Origin of the sequence: Noviherbaspirillum cavernae, assembly GCF_003590875.1 — a bacterium.
In the GTDB taxonomy this organism is placed as follows: Bacteria; Pseudomonadota; Gammaproteobacteria; order Burkholderiales; family Burkholderiaceae_D; genus Noviherbaspirillum; species Noviherbaspirillum cavernae.
Genome location: NZ_QYUN01000002.1, coordinates 105533 through 120915 on the forward strand (window position 1 = coordinate 105533; position 15383 = coordinate 120915).

Annotated in this window: 19 protein-coding genes; 11 read left to right on the top strand and 8 right to left on the bottom strand. The window is 62.8% G+C overall.

What is annotated here, in order from left to right:
• Positions 1–5: 5 nt before the first annotated feature.
• The 5 genes from D3870_RS00480 to D3870_RS00495 form a co-directional block, all read right to left on the bottom strand.
• The gene (locus D3870_RS00480; RefSeq protein ID WP_119735763.1) at positions 6–1079 is read right to left on the bottom strand and encodes a 3-deoxy-7-phosphoheptulonate synthase; all 1074 of its coding nucleotides are present in this window, start codon (positions 1077–1079) and stop codon (positions 6–8) included.
• 187 nt (positions 1080–1266) lie between these two features.
• On the bottom strand, positions 1267–2286 hold the full coding sequence (gene rtcA, locus D3870_RS00485; protein ID WP_119741469.1) for an RNA 3'-terminal phosphate cyclase: 1020 nt from the start codon (positions 2284–2286) through the stop codon (positions 1267–1269).
• 122 nt (positions 2287–2408) lie between these two features.
• Positions 2409–3644 carry an RtcB family protein gene (locus tag D3870_RS00490; RefSeq protein WP_119735764.1) on the bottom strand — a complete coding sequence of 412 codons (1236 nt, stop codon included), beginning with the start codon at positions 3642–3644 and terminating at the stop codon, positions 2409–2411.
• A gap of 425 nt (positions 3645–4069) precedes the next feature.
• Positions 4070–4300, bottom strand: a complete 231-nt coding sequence (locus D3870_RS21890; RefSeq protein WP_147375672.1) for a hypothetical protein — start codon at positions 4298–4300, stop codon at positions 4070–4072.
• A 9-nt stretch (positions 4301–4309) separates the two neighbouring features.
• On the bottom strand, positions 4310–5863 hold the full coding sequence (locus D3870_RS00495) for a vWA domain-containing protein (RefSeq protein ID WP_119735766.1): 1554 nt from the start codon (positions 5861–5863) through the stop codon (positions 4310–4312).
• A gap of 194 nt (positions 5864–6057) precedes the next feature.
• On the opposite strand from D3870_RS00495, the gene rtcR reads away from it, so the two are divergent.
• The 5 genes from rtcR to D3870_RS00520 all read left to right on the top strand — a co-directional run bounded on the left by rtcR (position 6058) and on the right by D3870_RS00520 (position 9580).
• Entirely contained in the window at positions 6058–7671 is a 1614-nt protein-coding gene (rtcR, locus tag D3870_RS00500; protein ID WP_119735768.1) for an RNA repair transcriptional activator RtcR, read from the top strand.
• 108 nt (positions 7672–7779) lie between these two features.
• Positions 7780–8103 (top strand): low molecular weight protein tyrosine phosphatase family protein, encoded by a 324-nt coding sequence (locus D3870_RS00505; protein ID WP_119735770.1) that lies wholly within the window; start codon positions 7780–7782, stop codon positions 8101–8103.
• A 110-nt stretch (positions 8104–8213) separates the two neighbouring features.
• Positions 8214–8660: a hypothetical protein gene (locus D3870_RS22240; protein ID WP_158590353.1), complete on the top strand. Its 447-nt coding sequence runs from the start codon at positions 8214–8216 to the stop codon at positions 8658–8660.
• Between the two features lie 257 nt (positions 8661–8917).
• Complete coding sequence (locus tag D3870_RS00515) at positions 8918–9148, top strand: hypothetical protein (protein WP_147375673.1); 231 nt, start codon at positions 8918–8920, stop codon at positions 9146–9148.
• A 102-nt stretch (positions 9149–9250) separates the two neighbouring features.
• Complete coding sequence (locus D3870_RS00520; RefSeq protein ID WP_119735776.1) at positions 9251–9580, top strand: DMT family transporter; 330 nt, start codon at positions 9251–9253, stop codon at positions 9578–9580.
• A gap of 38 nt (positions 9581–9618) precedes the next feature.
• On the opposite strand, the gene D3870_RS00525 is transcribed toward D3870_RS00520, so the two are convergent.
• Positions 9619–9834, bottom strand: a complete 216-nt coding sequence (locus D3870_RS00525) for a hypothetical protein (protein ID WP_147375674.1) — start codon at positions 9832–9834, stop codon at positions 9619–9621.
• A gap of 23 nt (positions 9835–9857) precedes the next feature.
• Here D3870_RS00525 and D3870_RS00530 point away from each other — a divergent pair, with 23 nt between their 5' ends.
• The 4 genes from D3870_RS00530 to D3870_RS00545 all read left to right on the top strand — a co-directional run bounded on the left by D3870_RS00530 (position 9858) and on the right by D3870_RS00545 (position 11198).
• Complete coding sequence (locus D3870_RS00530) at positions 9858–10181, top strand: DUF3135 domain-containing protein (RefSeq protein WP_119735779.1); 324 nt, start codon at positions 9858–9860, stop codon at positions 10179–10181.
• Positions 10182–10299: 118 nt separating this feature from the next.
• Positions 10300–10638 (top strand): hypothetical protein, encoded by a 339-nt coding sequence (locus D3870_RS00535; RefSeq protein ID WP_119735781.1) that lies wholly within the window; start codon positions 10300–10302, stop codon positions 10636–10638.
• A gap of 2 nt (positions 10639–10640) precedes the next feature.
• Positions 10641–10853, top strand: coding sequence for a PaaI family thioesterase (locus D3870_RS00540; RefSeq protein ID WP_242489805.1), 213 nt, complete (start codon positions 10641–10643; stop codon positions 10851–10853).
• A 75-nt stretch (positions 10854–10928) separates the two neighbouring features.
• Positions 10929–11198 (top strand): PaaI family thioesterase, encoded by a 270-nt coding sequence (locus tag D3870_RS00545; RefSeq protein WP_119735783.1) that lies wholly within the window; start codon positions 10929–10931, stop codon positions 11196–11198.
• 3 nt (positions 11199–11201) lie between these two features.
• Here the strand turns inward: D3870_RS00545 and D3870_RS00550 are convergent, their stop codons facing one another.
• Positions 11202–12353 carry a mechanosensitive ion channel family protein gene (locus D3870_RS00550; RefSeq protein WP_119735785.1) on the bottom strand — a complete coding sequence of 384 codons (1152 nt, stop codon included), beginning with the start codon at positions 12351–12353 and terminating at the stop codon, positions 11202–11204.
• Positions 12354–12837: 484 nt separating this feature from the next.
• Here D3870_RS00550 and pcaC point away from each other — a divergent pair, with 484 nt between their 5' ends.
• Positions 12838–13218, top strand: a complete 381-nt coding sequence (gene pcaC, locus D3870_RS00555) for a 4-carboxymuconolactone decarboxylase (RefSeq protein ID WP_119741471.1) — start codon at positions 12838–12840, stop codon at positions 13216–13218.
• Positions 13219–13260: 42 nt separating this feature from the next.
• On the top strand, positions 13261–13884 hold the full coding sequence (locus D3870_RS00560; RefSeq protein WP_119735787.1) for a 3'-5' exonuclease: 624 nt from the start codon (positions 13261–13263) through the stop codon (positions 13882–13884).
• A 28-nt stretch (positions 13885–13912) separates the two neighbouring features.
• On the opposite strand, the gene D3870_RS00565 is transcribed toward D3870_RS00560, so the two are convergent.
• Positions 13913–15322 carry a PQQ-dependent sugar dehydrogenase gene (locus D3870_RS00565; protein WP_119741473.1) on the bottom strand — a complete coding sequence of 470 codons (1410 nt, stop codon included), beginning with the start codon at positions 15320–15322 and terminating at the stop codon, positions 13913–13915.
• Between the last annotated feature and the right edge of the window lie 61 nt (positions 15323–15383).

A 15383-nucleotide genomic window follows, 5' to 3' on the forward strand; every position in this document is an offset into this window, starting at 1 on the left:
AAGGATCATGCCTGACGTTCGCGGATAACGCCGCGCAACAAGGCATCCGCGTCGCGGATCATCTTTTCGGTGGTGTCCCAGCCGACGCAACCGTCGGTCACCGAGCAGCCGTACTTCAGCTGCGACAGGTCGTCGGGAATGGCCTGCTTGCCGGCCACGAGGTTCGACTCGATCATCACGCCCACCAGCGACTTGTTGCCGAGCCGGACCTGGTTCACCACATCGGCCATCACCAGCGGCTGCAATTCCGGATTCTTGAAACTGTTTGCGTGCGAGCAATCGACCACGATATTGGCCGGCAGCTTCGCCTTCGCCAGCGCCTGTTCCGCCATCGCCACCGACACCGTGTCGTAGTTCGGGCGGCCGTCGCCACCGCGCAGCACCACATGGCCATAGGGATTGCCGCTGGTGCGCACGATCGCGACGCGGCCCTGGCCGTTGATGCCGAGGAAGGAATGTGGATGCGAGGCCGACAGGATCGCATTGACCGCGATGCCGATATCGCCGTCGGTGCCGTTCTTGAAGCCCACCGGTGTCGATAGGCCCGACGACATTTCGCGATGCGTCTGCGACTCGGTGGTGCGCGCGCCGATCGCGGTCCACGCGATCAGGTCGCCGAGGTATTGCGGCGAAATCGGATCGAGCGCCTCGGTCGCCGTCGGCAAGCCGAGTTCGCTCACGTCGAGCAGGAACTTGCGCGCATTCTCCATGCCGCGATCGACGTGGAAGGAGTCATCCATGTCGGGGTCGTTGATGTAGCCCTTCCAGCCGGTCGTGGTGCGCGGCTTCTCGAAATAGACGCGCATCACCAACAGCAGCGTGTCCTGCACTTCATCCTGCAGCGCCTTCAGCCGGCGCGCATAGTCGAGCCCCGCGACCGGATCGTGGATCGAGCAGGGCCCGACCACTGCGAACAGGCGCGGATCCTTGCGATCCAGAATGTTGCGCAGCGCCTCGCGCCCGCGCATGACAGCAGCGCCCGCCTGGTCCGACAAGGGCAGGCGCGCATGCAGCTCCTCCGGCGTCGGCATGGAGTCGAAGGAGGTTACGTTGACGTTTTCGATGTTGAAGGTGGTCATGGTCGGTTGTGTCGGAAGAATCGGAAGAGTCGGGGAGGAAAGCTGCCTGCGCGAAGGCGGACAAAGCCGACAGTGTAGCGTTTACGCCGTTACGGCCATGCCCCGCCCCTGCAAAACGCAGCGCAGGAGCGGTTCGACGACGCATTCATCGGCATGCGATCAGATTGTTTTTTGATCGCACATGCCCTCATCGCTTTGCCATGACGCAAGTGCTGATGCCCCCGTTCTCACCGAAGCTCACGGATACCGGCAGGAAGTATTCGATCACTTGCGCATTCGTCTTTGCATGCATCGAGATGCGCGCGGTCGTGAAACACCCGCCGCCCGCCAGCGCCATCGGCAGCATGAGCTGATCCGCAAGATATTCGCCGACGGCCGCATGCGAGGCGATGTAGTGCCGTGCCTGCTGCAGCGCATGGCGCGCGACCGCTTCCGCGCGCACCGACTTTTCGCCGAATCCGCTGAACACCTCGATCACATGCTCGTAGTCGAGCGTGATCAGCAAGGCATTGCCCGGCCCCTGCTCTCCAGGAAGCGTGCGTACCAGCAACTGCGACGCATCCCAGCCCATGCCGGTGCCGACGCATTCGAGTTCGCGCCTGGCGACGCCGGGCGGCACGCCGGCGATGAAGCACTCGGCATATGCCGCCTTGCGCTCGCCGCGCGACATCAGTTCGAGCGGACGCAATTGCGCGCATGGCTGCACGTGCGCCACGACCTCGCCGCCGCCGGCCGGATAGAAGCCGAAGCGCTCCAGCCGGATGTCGAGCGTCGCGCCCATCTTCGTCAGTGCGCGGCAATAGGCGCGTTGCAGAAACTGGGCGGGCGGGGCCAGCGGATTGTGCGTGCCGCCGCTGACATGCACCGTCGCCGGCGTATCCGCGAACAGCAGGGCCGGCAACAGCGTTTGCAGCACCAGCGTGCAGCTCCCCGCGGTGCCGATCGCGAATCGGTACGCGCCGCCCCTGATGGCCTTCGGCGCGAAGCTCAATGCCCGCGAGCCGACCGCTGCACCGGCAACTTCGGCATCGCAGACCTGCGCCGCAGCCTGCACGGCAACCAGATGCTGCCGCATCAAGCCGGGTTTGGCGCGGTTGGCGCGAATGTTGCGGATGCAAAACGGCTGGCCGGTGATCATCGACAGCGTCAAGGCCGTGCGCAGGATCTGGCCGCCGCCTTCTCCCATCGATCCATCCAGTTCAATCATCATCTTCTTCTTGTTCTTTCCTGTTGCAATCAAATCGCCGGCCGCGCATGGCAGGCTAGCCCATGCATGGCCGGTGGCAGGTATTTCACGGGTGGCGGATGCGCAGCATCAGCCTCGCAGCATCAGCCTTTCACGCACACCACCTGCTTCAGGGTATGCACGACTTCTACCAGATCGCGTTGCGCCTCCATCACTGCATCGATGTCCTTGTATGCCATCGGGATCTCGTCGATCACATCGGCATCCTTGCGGCATTCCACGCCTGCGGTCGCCCTGACCTGGTCATCGACCGTGAAGCGGCGTTTCGCCTCGGTGCGGCTCATCGCGCGCCCGGCGCCGTGGCTGCAGCTGTGGAAGCTTTCCGGGTTGCCCTTGCCGCGCACGATGTAGCTGCTGGTCCCCATCGAACCCGGAATGATGCCGAGCTCGCCGGCGCGCGCCGACACCGCGCCCTTGCGCGTCACCAGCACATCCTTGCCGAAGTGGCGTTCCTTCTGCACGTAGTTGTGATGGCAATTCACCGCTTCCACATGCGTCTCGAACGGTTTCGTGATCACCGTGCGCACCGAGGCGATCAGGTTCTGCATCATCACTTCACGGTTCATGCGCGCAAACCTTTGCGCCCAGCCCACCGCCTCGACGTAGTCGTCGTAATGCCTTGTGCCTTCCGGCAGGTAGGCGAGGTCCTGGTCCGGCAGGTTGATGAAGTGCGTGCGCATGTCCTGCTTCGCCAGCTCGATGAAATGCGTGCCGATCGCATTGCCGACGCCGCGCGAACCCGAGTGCAGCATGAACCACACGAAGCCCTGTTCATCCAGGCAGATTTCGATGAAGTGGTTGCCGGACCCGAGCGTTCCCAGATGCTTGTAGTTGTTGGTGTTCCTCAGCTTCGGCGTCTTGTTGCAAATGGCATCGAATTCATCCTTCAATTGCGTCCAGGCAGCATTGACCGGCTGCGGCGGCCTATCCCAGGAACCCTTGTCGCGCCCCTTGAAGCCGCGCGTCTTGGGCGACATGCCATGCGGCACCGCTTTTTCGATCGCGCTGCGCAGCGGTCCCAGGTTGTCCGGCAGGTCCTTGGCCGTCAAGGTGGTTTTCGCTGCCATCATGCCGCAACCGATGTCCACGCCGACCGCCGCCGGAATGATCGCGCCGAGCGTCGGGATCACGCTGCCAATCGTCGAACCCTTGCCCAGATGCACATCCGGCATGGCCGCAACATGCTTGTAGATGAACGGCATCCGCGCGATATTGGCCAGCTGGCGCTTCGCTTCCTCTTCCACCGGCACACCCCTGGTCCACATCTTGACCGGACGGCCGCCTTCGATAGTCAGCACATCGTATGTTTCGTGTTTCATGATCTTCTCTTCTTCAATGTACCGGGGCGATGACAAGTGGCGATGAAATCCTTGCTGAGCTATTGGCTTGCGCCAACCCGGATTCGAACCGGGGACGGCCGAAGCGGACTTCGGTGCTCTACCATGTAATTCCATCTGCATTCATCAAAAAAATCGGCGACAAGAGTGGTGAAACGGTGTGCGGTTTCCCGCACGGCGCTCTTCCGCTTGAGCTACGGCGACGTTGATTTGCCACCGGCGGGATTCGAACCCGCAACCTCCTCATTACAAGTGATGTAGTTCCACCGGCATTCGCCAAAACTGTTCAAGCGGCGCGACAACATTGAAAGAAACACTGCTCTACCCGCTGAGCTACGGATGCCTTTGCACCCGCCCGGATTCGAACCGGGGACACATGTAGTTCTTTCCGCATTCGCGCGCACAACTCAATCCATCCCGACAAGGGTGGACAGGACATTCTGCCAGACCTGTTCGGCATGGCAGGCCGGCATCGAACCGGCTTTTTCCGATGTAGTCCTGCCCGCATTCGGGGTAACCATTACTTGAGCGACGGCGTGACAAGAACTTGATGTGACGAAACATTGGAAAGATGTAATCACACCAGCATTCGCACCGCGCTCAAAACCTGTTCTTCCTATCCGGATCACCCAACCCATGACCTCCTCCTATATTCCAATCGCCCCGATCTCGCCGACCCAGTGTGCAGGGCTCAATTGCCCAGCCGCGAAGGCCGCAACGATGTTGAATACGTCGTCCGAGAAACCGCCGATGTTCAACACATCCATGCGTTCAGCCGCCTGCGTCGTTCCGTAAGGCGCGATGTCGATGCACACCAGCTTTGCATCGGGATTGCGCTGCTTGAACGTCTCCCATTCGCGCATCGTTGCCGTCGCGCCATGGCGGGTCGCGTCCACCCATGACGCGTTGTCGGAGACGAACACGATCAGGTCGGCTTGCACCTTGTTCTTGTTCAACAGTGCCAGCGGTGCGCTGCAATTCGTGCCTCCGCCGCCGATCGCCGCCAGCTTCTGCGCATTGGTCATCACCGTATCGCGCGGATTCAGGTCAATGTTCACCACATCGTTCTCGAACGGCAGAACCGAGGTTCCCGCGTTCTTGCGCAGCATGGCGGCGGCCACTAGTGCGGCGACATCGATGCAACGCACGGCCGTCGATGCCGAAGCGCGGTAGCCGGTCACCGGCGAACTCATCGATCCCGACACGTCCGGACACACGACGACCTTGCCCGCGATCTGCGGCACGTTGGCCAGCGCGATTTCCAGCGCATCCTGCAATGCCTCGCGAATCGCCGGAGGCACTTCCTGCGTCGCCGAGCAGTACGCCGCCATCAGCTGGTACGGGAATACCCTGGCCTTCGCGATCGCCTCGGCATCGCGCAGCTTTGCGGCAATCGCTTCGGTCATGCCGGGCAGCTGGAATACGCCGCGCCGCGCAAACGTGTTCAGGTTCATGCGCACCATCTGCCATCCGCCTTGCAAGGCGATCTGCGCCCATGCGGCGTCGGACAATTCCAGTGCGGTCAGCATCTGGAACGGCACGTCCGGCAGCGGCTGCGCGCGATCCCGCTTGTACGCTTCAAACGCTTTCACATTCGGCGGCAGGGCATCGGCGTTGTGCGGCTTGCCGATCAGCCAGGCGAAGAAGGCTTCACGCCAGGCCTCGGTCGGCTTGGGGTGCACCATCTTCACGACATCCGCCAGCGATGGCGTGTTACCGACCGCGGCCGACAGCAATGCCTTTTCCGAGGCAGTGTTCAGCCATGCCTGCACCAGTTTCTTCGGACGCGTGCCGAGTGATTTGCGACCGACCGCGCCGGAGCGGATGATCTGCACGAAGTTGCGCAGCATCTTGCCGTTGTCGATCACGCGATCGAACACGGGCGTCAATTCGGCGGCACCTTTTGCGGCCAGCACGGCAGTCAGCAGCGCCGGCATGTCCTTCATGTAGCCGCGTTCGCGGCAGTAGATCGCGGTCTGCGCGATGAAGCGCGTATCGACCTCCTTGCTCAATTCCAGCACGGTGTCCAGTTGCGCTTCGGCGCTCGCGTAGAAGGTCGCGTTCAGGCAGCCGGTCGCTGCGTATTGCGCCAGCAGCTGTTGCGGCGGCAGTCGGTATGCCGGCGCCTGCTCGAAGTTGATCGCGTTCGCGTTCGGCAACAGTTTGCCCTTCTGGCTCCGGAACAAGTTGGCGTTTGCCATTTTCATTTCCCTCTTCTCGTTGGTTGTACCCTTCCTATTGCAACGGGTGTGCCAGATGATGTACAGAGGCGAAAATTGAATGACAAGTATTTGATTTACAAGGGAATATTTTTCATTCGAGATGTGAGGCGCGAAAAGACGAGCGTCCCCTGATTTCGTGATAAATTATCTAAAAAGATAAATATTTATACGAAATGAAAAGCAAACGCATCGTGGTCATCGGTTTCGTCGGCACGCAACTCGACGGCGGCAAGGGCGGCGGGCGCTGGGAGAAGTGGCGGCCGACGGTCGCGCTGACCCAGCATGAAGACCTCGTGATCGACCGTCTCGAGCTGCTCTACAGCGGCCGTCACGGCGATTTGGCGGAACTCGTCGGACGCGATATCGCCTCGGTGTCGCCGGAAACGCAGGTCACGCCGCATCAATTGCAGATTGCCGATCCGTGGGATTTCGAGGACGTGTACGGCAACCTGTTCGACTTCGCCAGGCACTATCCCTTCGATCCGGATAACGAGGAATACTGGATCCACATCACGACCGGAACGCACGTGGTCCAGATCTGCATGTTCCTGATGACGGAGGCGCGCTACTTTCCCGGCCGCCTGCTGCAAACCTCGCCGCCGCGCCGGCAGACGATCGGCGATGCCGGCAGCTACGCGCTGATCGATCTCGACCTGTCGAAGTACGACCAGATCGCGCAGCGCTTTTCGCGCGAGCAGCAGGAAGGCGTCGCCTTTCTCAAGTCGGGCATCGCGACACGCAATGCGCGCTTCAACGAGATGATCGACGAGATCGAGCGCGTGGCGATCAAGTCGAAGGCGCCGATGCTGTTGATGGGGCCGACCGGCGCGGGCAAGTCCTTCCTTGCCCGCCGGACATACGAGCTCAAGAAGGCGCGGCATCAGCTCGACGGCAGATTCGTGGAAATCAATTGCGCCACCCTGCATGGCGACGGTGCCGCCTCGACCTTGTTCGGCCATATCAAGGGTGCATTCACCGGCGCGGCATCCGACCGTCCCGGCCTGCTGCGTACCGCGCACAAGGGCGTGCTGTTCCTGGATGAGATCGGCGAACTCGGCCTCGACGAACAGGCAATGCTGCTCAAAGCCATCGAGGAAAAGCGCTTCCTGCCGGTCGGCGGCGACCATGAAGTACAGAGCGACTTCCAGCTCATTGCTGGCACCAACCGCGACCTGTCGCGGGAAGTCGTGGCGGGCCGCTTCCGCGAAGACCTGTACGCGCGGATCAACCTGTGGACCTACGAACTGCCCGGCCTGATCGACCGCCCCGAGGACATCGAGCCGAACATCGATTATCTGCTTGCGCAGTTCGGAGCCGAGCATGGCCAGATGGTGCGCTTCAACAAGGAAGCCCGCGCGCGCTACATGCAATTCGCCATGTCGCCGGCGGCGCGCTGGGTCGGCAACTTCCGTGATCTGTCCGCCTCGATGCTGAGGATGGCAACGCTGGCAGAAGCGGGCCGGATTACCGACGCGATCGTGCAGGATGAAACGACGCGCCTGCAGCGGCTGTGGCGGCCCTACGCGGGCGGAAACATCGACCAGGGCGATGTGGATCTGGATGCCGTGCTGGGGCGGGAACGGGTGGCGCAGCTCGACCTGTTCGATGCCATGCAATTGAAGGCGGTGATCGGCGTGTGCCGCCAATCGAAGTCGCTGTCGGACGCCGGCCGCAAGCTGTTTTCCGTATCGCGCAGCGTCAAGGAAAAGCCGAACGATGCGGACCGCCTCAAGAAGTTTCTGGCGCGCTTCGAACTGACATGGGATGGCTTGCAGCAAACCGGCTGATTCAATAGCGAGGCTTGCCAATTACACTTCAACAATTTCTTGAATCCTCACGATGATTCCATCAAACGTACGCGAAGACATCCTGCGCAGTGCCCAGGATAGCGATCCATGAAGCGCGCATTGTTTCTTTGTACGCATAACCGGCTGCGGAGTCCGACCGCCGAACACGTTTTCGCAACGTGGCCTGAGGTCGAAACCGATTCGGCGGGATTGGGCGCGGACGCAGCGGTTCCGCTGTCGCCGGAACAGATTGCATGGGCCAACATCATTTTCGTCATGGAAAAGACGCATCGGACAAGACTGTCGACGAAGTTCAGGCGCTACCTGAATGGGAAGCGCGTAATCTGTCTCGATATCCCGGATGAGTATGACTACATGCAGCTAGATCTCATGGCGCTGCTGGAGTCCAGGGCCGGCCGCTTCCTGAAATGACGTCAGGCCCGTTGGTTCAGGATTTGCGGACGACGACGCGGCAGTCTTGATCGGCTTGCCTTGCCGGATTGAAAAAAGGAAATCGAACAAGCGGCCAAGGGCGCGGTCCAATGGTCATGATGATGCAAGGCATCGACATGATTGCGCGCTTCATGCCACTCATCCGGATGTTCGCCGGCATGGTTTTCATGCTTCAGGCAGTTGCATGCGCGCATGCGCACTCCGAGAAAAAGAATGCGCCGGAAAGCAGGGGCGAGCAGGTGCAGAAGGAAAAGCCGGCAACGGACAAGCCTGTCGCTCCGAGACGCGCGGTTCCACAGAATATCGAACGCTCTGCAATGCCGCCTGCGCCGCCGATCAGGATTCCCTCTCCACCCCCGCCGCCGTCCGTGCAGCAGCCGGTCACTCCCGCGCCGCCATCGCCGGTGACGACCTGTGATGCCGGCGGCTGCTGGAGTCCCGGCGGCACGCGTTATCAGGGCGGTGCCGGTGGCACCTATCTGGACAACAGCGGCAGGCTTTGCCAGCGCAATGGCGTGTGGATGCAGTGCTTCTGATTGTTGCGGATACATCCCGTGCGTGCGCCCGTACAGGCGCACGAGGCCGAGCAGGCCGTTGAGGTTCGGCGTCGGCACACCCGTCAGGATGCCGCTGCGCGTCATGCCGCGCGGCGGTGCGGCAAGGCAGGGGTGTTTGTCCTGATCGTCGAACGAATGGAACGCGATGCCGCTGTATGGTTTCAAAGGGGAGCGGCATGCATGATGCTCATGCGTCGCAGCGGCGCAGGTCCACGCGTATTCCTCAGGAGAAAAACATGCATTCGACATTTCACGCATCCGACAGCGGGCAAGCCATCGTGCAGAATGCCACCACGGTCGGGGTGGAACAACTGGTCGTCACGCTGCATCCCGGCAACGACTCTTGTGTCGAAGTGCAGATCAAGGAAGAGGTCTCCGGCGACATCGTTGCCAGCGCCATCTCGATCAATCAGTCCGGCCTGCAGCAGCTTGTGCGCTGGCTGCGCGAGCAGGGCGCGGTCGATTGACGCGGCTGGCGCCAGGATGCACCGATGTGCCGCGGATAATGCCGCTACAATCCCGTGCGGCGCGCCTGCATCGGGCGCGGCGACATTCACGGGAGTCCTTTCATGCAGTGGCTTTTTCTCTCCATCGCGATCGTGTCCGAAGTCATCGCCACCTCGGCCTTGAAGGCATCCGAAGGCTTCAGCCGGCTCCTGCCCTCGCTGGTGGTCGTTACCGGTTATGCGATCGCATTCTATTTCCTCTCGCTGACGCTGCGCACCGTGCCGGTCGGCGTGGCGTACGCAATCTGGTCCGGCGCGGGCGTGGCGCTGATCACGCTGATCGCCTGGATCTTTCTCGGACAGTCGCTCGATGCGCCGGCGCTGATCGGATTGGCGCTGATCGTCGCGGGTGTCGTCGTGCTCAACGTGTTTTCCAAATCGGTCGCGCACTGAACGCGAAGCCGGCGCGAAATTACCCACATTTGCTGTGGTCAATTCTGTGGATAAGGGTGGATAACATTGCCTATCTCCATGATCCGCAAGGATATTTTCTGCTTGATGAAAATCAAGGCAAATCCCGCATTGCGTTCTCCGCTTCGTGAAATGCAGGCGTGCGCAGGAAGGCGTTTGCGCTGTGACAGGGGCGGCGGCTTGTTGAATTGATCAGCCGCAACAAACGCCATCGCCGGCGGCGCTATACCTGTCATGACCACATGGACAGGAGTGCGCGATGAGCATGGAAATACGGCTTCCCGACTTCAATGCACTGATGGCATTGCATCAGCAGGATCCCGCCGCGTTCGAGGAGTTCCGCCGGCATTTGCTGCGCGATGCGCTCGACGGCGCGCCGCCGGTGCATCACGCCGCGCTCGAGCAATTGCTGGCCCGCATCGAAGCCGCGCGCGACAATGCGGCGACGCCGATGGAGGCGGTGCTGGCCGCCTCGCGCATGATGCAGGACTCGATGGGCGAGCTGCTCACGACATGGGAGCAGGCGCGTCATGCGGTGGCGGGCCTGCAGGCCGCGACGATTCTGCAGCGTCTGCGGCAATAGCAATACCGATACCGTTAATCCGGCCGTCGCGCGTAATCCCACGCTATCCCGCGCGGCGCATCCGCCAGCCGGGACTCTCCCTGCAGCCAGCGCCGCGTGACGGATCATCGGATGTCCCATGCCAGAGCAAATCACCAGGTACCCCGACGTCACGCTGCAGGTGCTGAAGGGCGCGGGCGCGCAATGCGGCGTCGGCGCGCCGCAGAAAATCCTCACGCAATGTCCGAAGGAGCGCTTCTGCTCGCTGCCGTCGGGCGAGCTGTGCATTTACGGCATCGAGCAGATTCCGCAAATGACGCAGATACGATCGCATGAACTCGCGCAAGTGCTTGCGCCTGCGCCGTCCGGCGCGATGAGCGACGGCCTCGCGCTCGCTGCCGCCTTTCTCGCGGGAGGCGCAACCGGCTGGCTGTGGCACAAGTTGCGCAGCGCCCGCCACCAACATCCCAGGAGATGAGAATGACGCCGGAATCGATTCAGGCCATGCTCGCGCCGCTGTTCCCCGGTCTGATGGGCGTGCAATTGACTGAAGTCGCGCCGGAACGCGTGGCCGCCACGCTGACGGTGCGCCCCGATCTGTGTACCGTCGGCGCGATCCTCCATGGCGGCGCGATCATGGCGTTCGCCGACACGCTCGGCGCGGTCGGCACCTTCCTCAACCTAGTGTCCTGAGTTGGAAATTCGCTGCATAAAAGATGACGAGAATCACACCGATACTGCGTCAAAAATGCTCGCAAGGCCTCGGCCTTGCTGTGCTTTTTTCCTTGTCTCGTCGCGATTTCATCACTTTTATTTGCAACGAATTTCCAACTCAGGACACTCGCGCCCGGCAAGCGCACCACGACCGTCGAATCGAGCACGAAGTTCATCGCCGCCGCGCCGTCCGGGGCCACCGTCACCGGCGTCTGCACGGCCTTCCATCGCGGCAGGACCACCATGGTGTGGCAGACCGAAATCAGGACCGCGGACGACAGGCTGTGCGCGGTGGTGACGCAGACGCAGCTGGTACTGGGGTGATCCTCACGGCTGCCCGGGGCTGCCGGGTTGCGCCGCCGATCCGCGCTCGGCAATGTCCTGCATCGCCGTCACGTCGGTGCGCAGCCGCGGCAGGCAATCGGGATATGCGCGCTGAATGAAATCGACCAGGCTTTCCCGCATCCGGCAGCGCAGGTCCCACGCCTTGCTGGAATCCGGCGCGCTGACCAGCACGCGCAACTGCATGGCGCGCTCGCTGGTATCGACCACCTGCACCTGGCACAGGCGGCCATCCCATTCGGGTGCCGTGCGGCACACGCGCAGGGCTTCGTCGCGCAGCGGGTCGAGCGGCAGGCGGTAGTCGACCCAGATGAAGGCCGAGCCCAGCAGGCTGGACGAGCTCCGGGTCCAGTTCTGGAACGGATTCTCGATGAACCACTGCAAGGGCACGATCAGCCGCCGCTGATCCCAGATGCGGATCACGACGTAGGTGCCGGTGATTTCCTCGATCCAGCCCCATTCGTTTTGCACGATCACCACGTCTTCGAGCCGGATCGGTTGCGTCAGCGCGAGTTGCATGCCGGCCAGCAAGTTGCCGAGGATGGGCTTGGCCGCGAAGCCGACCACCAGCCCCGCGAACCCCGCCGATGCCAGCAGGCTGGTGCCGAACTGGCGCAGGAAGGGCAGCGTCATCATGGCCGAACCGACGCCGATCACCACGATCAGCACCATCAACGAGCGGCCCAGTACCCTGGTCTGCGTCTGCACGCGGCGCGCCTGCAGGTTGTCCGGCGAATCGGCCGGATACATTTCGATGATGGTGTGCTCGATCGCCTGTACGCATTGCAGCGCGAGCCAGGTCAGCGCGGCGATCAGGCAGAGGCTGTTGATGTGGCGCACGAGATCGATCAGCGGCAATTCACTCGACGCGCTGCGCAAAATGACCTGTGTTGCCATGAAGAACACCATCGCCGCGCCGGCGCGGTTGCCGTACCGAACCAGCCGGCGCGACAGCTTGAATGGTGCGGCCAGCCGTTCGAGGATGCGGGTGCCGATCGCATGGATGACGATGGTCGCCAGCAGCGCCAGCAGGATCAGCGCGATGGTGGCGACCCACGGCACGCGGCCGATGATCACGATCCACGGCATGGCCGCGTAGAGCAGCGTCTGCGACCAGTCGATCGTGAAATCGTTCATCCCTTGTCAGCCCCGGTGAGCGCGGCGTGCGGCAGGAGGTTTGCACAGACGCGTGCCGATCACCTTATCGGTTTTGCGGGCGCGGCATATTGATGCGTTTCCGAAAAGATGCGAGTTTTTCCGGGGAGGACGCGGTGGCGTGCGGCAAGAATGTTTTCGGCGCGCCAACGGCGCGCGCCTGCCGCATCTTGCTCATGCGTCGGACATCAAGGCAGTCACCGCCGTGCGGATTTCCGTGCAGTGAAGAGGGCGGGCTGCGTTGCGTTTCCCGCAAGCCTGCACAAGGCCTCGGCCATCGCCGCCCGCCGTTGCGACTTTGTCCACCATGGTAGAAATGCGGTAGTCCCTCCTTCACCGCCAAAGCCGCGGCCCGCCTTTATATAATGCGAATCTCTTCCGGAGCGCGAACGCGATGCCGCGCGCTGCCGCTTCCGGCACATCAATCGCAGCGCCTGCGCGCCTGCATCGACGGAGACACCGCATCATGGATCAGCAATACAAGGACGGACTGGCCGTGCGCAAGCAGGTCATGGGCGAGGAGTTTGTCGACAAGGCATTTGCCAACGCGAACGAATTCACCCTGCCGCTGCAGGATTTCATCACGCGCAACGCGTGGGGCACGGTGTGGTGCCGCGACGGACTGGAGCTGAAGACGCGCAGCCTGATCACGCTGGCCATGCTGACCGCGCTCGGCCGCTCGCAGGAATTGAAGGGCCATCTGCGCGGCGCGGTGAACAACGGCGCGAGCCGGGAGGAAATCCGCGAAGTGCTGCTGCACGCCGCCGTTTATTGCGGCGCGCCGCTGGCGGTCGATGCGTTTCGCGTCGCGCAGGAAGTATTTGCGGAACCGGCAGCAGATAAATAGTTCCAACCCTGCTGCACCAATCGCATCAACAGGAATTCGCACATGTTTGAACAACCGATCGTCATGATCGACTTCGAGACCACGGGTCTAAGCCCTGCCAGCGGCGACCGCATCACCGAGGTGGCGGCGCTGCGCATCGCGGACGGCAGGATCGTCGAGCGCTTCGTGTCGCTGGTCAATTGCGGCGTCAGGATTCCGTCCTTCATCACGCAGCTGACCGGCATCACGCAGGACATGGTCGACCGCGCGCCGCCGGCTTCCGCCGTGGTGCCGGAACTGCTGCAGTTCATCGGCACCGATGCGCTGTCCGCCCACAATGCCAGCTTCGACGAGAAGTTCCTGTGGGCCGAGAGTCTGCACATGGGGCTGTATCCGCGCCACGCGCGCACGATCTGTTCGCTGAAGCTGGCGCGCCGGCTGTTTCCGGGATTGCCCGGCTACAAGCTCGCGATGCTGGCGTCCGCTCTCGGCATCCGCTTCCAGGGTTCGGCGCACCGCGCCGAGGCGGACGCGGAAGTCAGCGCGCATCTGTTGCTGCATGTCGGCGCGCATTTGCAAAAGACCTGCGGCGTGGCGCGCATTGCGCCGGAGTTGCTGGAGAAGATCAACCGCATCAGCGCCGCCAGGGTGCCGGACTTTCTGGCCCGGGAATTCGCCGGCGCATGAAGCCTGCGGGCCGCAGTGCGCGCAAGGCTTACTGCGGCAGCGGATACAGCTGATAGATCGCGCCGGCGAAATCGTCGGAAATAAGGATGCGGCCCCTGGCGTCGGCGATCACGTCCACCGGGCGGCCCCAGAAGCGGCGCTCCTGCGGGTCGGTCACGAAGCCGCTGACCAGGTCCATTTCCGCGCCGGCGCTGCCTGCGCTGTCGAACGGGAAATACGTCACCTTGTAGCCGGCGACGAGGCTGGTGCAGTTCCAGCAGCCGTGCTGTGCGACCGCAGCGCCGTTGCGGTACGCCGCCGGCACGCTGCTGTTCTGCAGGAAACTGAAGCCGAGCGGCGCGGCATGCGCGCGAATGCCCCTGGACGGCCTGTCCGCCGTTGCGCAGTTCATGTGCATGCCGTTGTAGTTGAACTGCACGTCGCTGATCATGTCGAGGTTGGCCATCGCGGCGTTCGGCGCGGGATTGCAGAAGGGCCAGCCGTAGTTGCCGCCGTCGCGCACCAGCGTGAACTTGTCCGGCGGATTGTCGTCGACATACTTCGGCATCACGCGGCCCAGGTCGCTCTCGCCGTCGCCGTCGAAATCGCTCTCGAAAGGGTAGGCGATGTCATCGCGGCTGTTGACCGTCACCCACAGCGTGTTGGTGCCCGGAATGAAATCGAGGCCTTCCGCATTGCGCAGGCCGCGCGCGAACAGGCGCGGGGCCGTGCCGTCCGCGTTGTATTGATAGATCGCGCCGCGCACCGGATCGCTGGTCGTGTCTTCGGGGCAGGCGTTGCAGCTTGAGGCGATGGAGACATAGAGCTTGTTGTCCGCGCCGAGCGCAAGGTTCTTCAGCTCATGGCCGTAATTGCCGCCCAGTTCGGGCGTGGAGGAATCGGGCAGATTGTCGACCACCGTTTCGCGCACGCTGCTGCGGGTGTCGCCCGCGATGTAGACGGAACGCGTGACACGGTTCGACTCGGCAATGTAGAGATAGGTCGTGTCGCCGATCTGGCGCAGCGCCATGTCATGCGGCCGGCGCAGGTCGGTGGCGAAATCGAATTTTTCCGGCACGTCGTTTGCGCGTTCGCGCAGCAGCACGACCTTGCCTTCATCGGGCACCGACACCAGCACATCGCCGTTCGGCGCGAGCGCCATGAAGCGCGCATTGGCAACGCGCGCCCACAGCCGGATGCCGAAGCCGGGCGGCACCAGCAAGGATCGCTCGCTGTCGAAGGGCGCCTCGGCCAGCGCCGACGGCACTTCCAGCGTGCGCTTCACCGATGCGGCCGCAGCCGCCGCCGCTGGTGCGACCGGTGCCGCCGGTGCGGAAGCGGTCGTGCCGGACGAAGCCGGCGCGGGGTCTCCGCCGCCGCCCCCGCCGCTGCATGCCGCCAGCAGCAGCGACACGCTCAATGTCAAGGTGCCATTCCGATTCTGTCGATTCTGTTTCATGATGCCGCCAGACACACGGGAATGGATGCTTGTCGGCAGCAAGCCGCGCTGCACCTTCGTC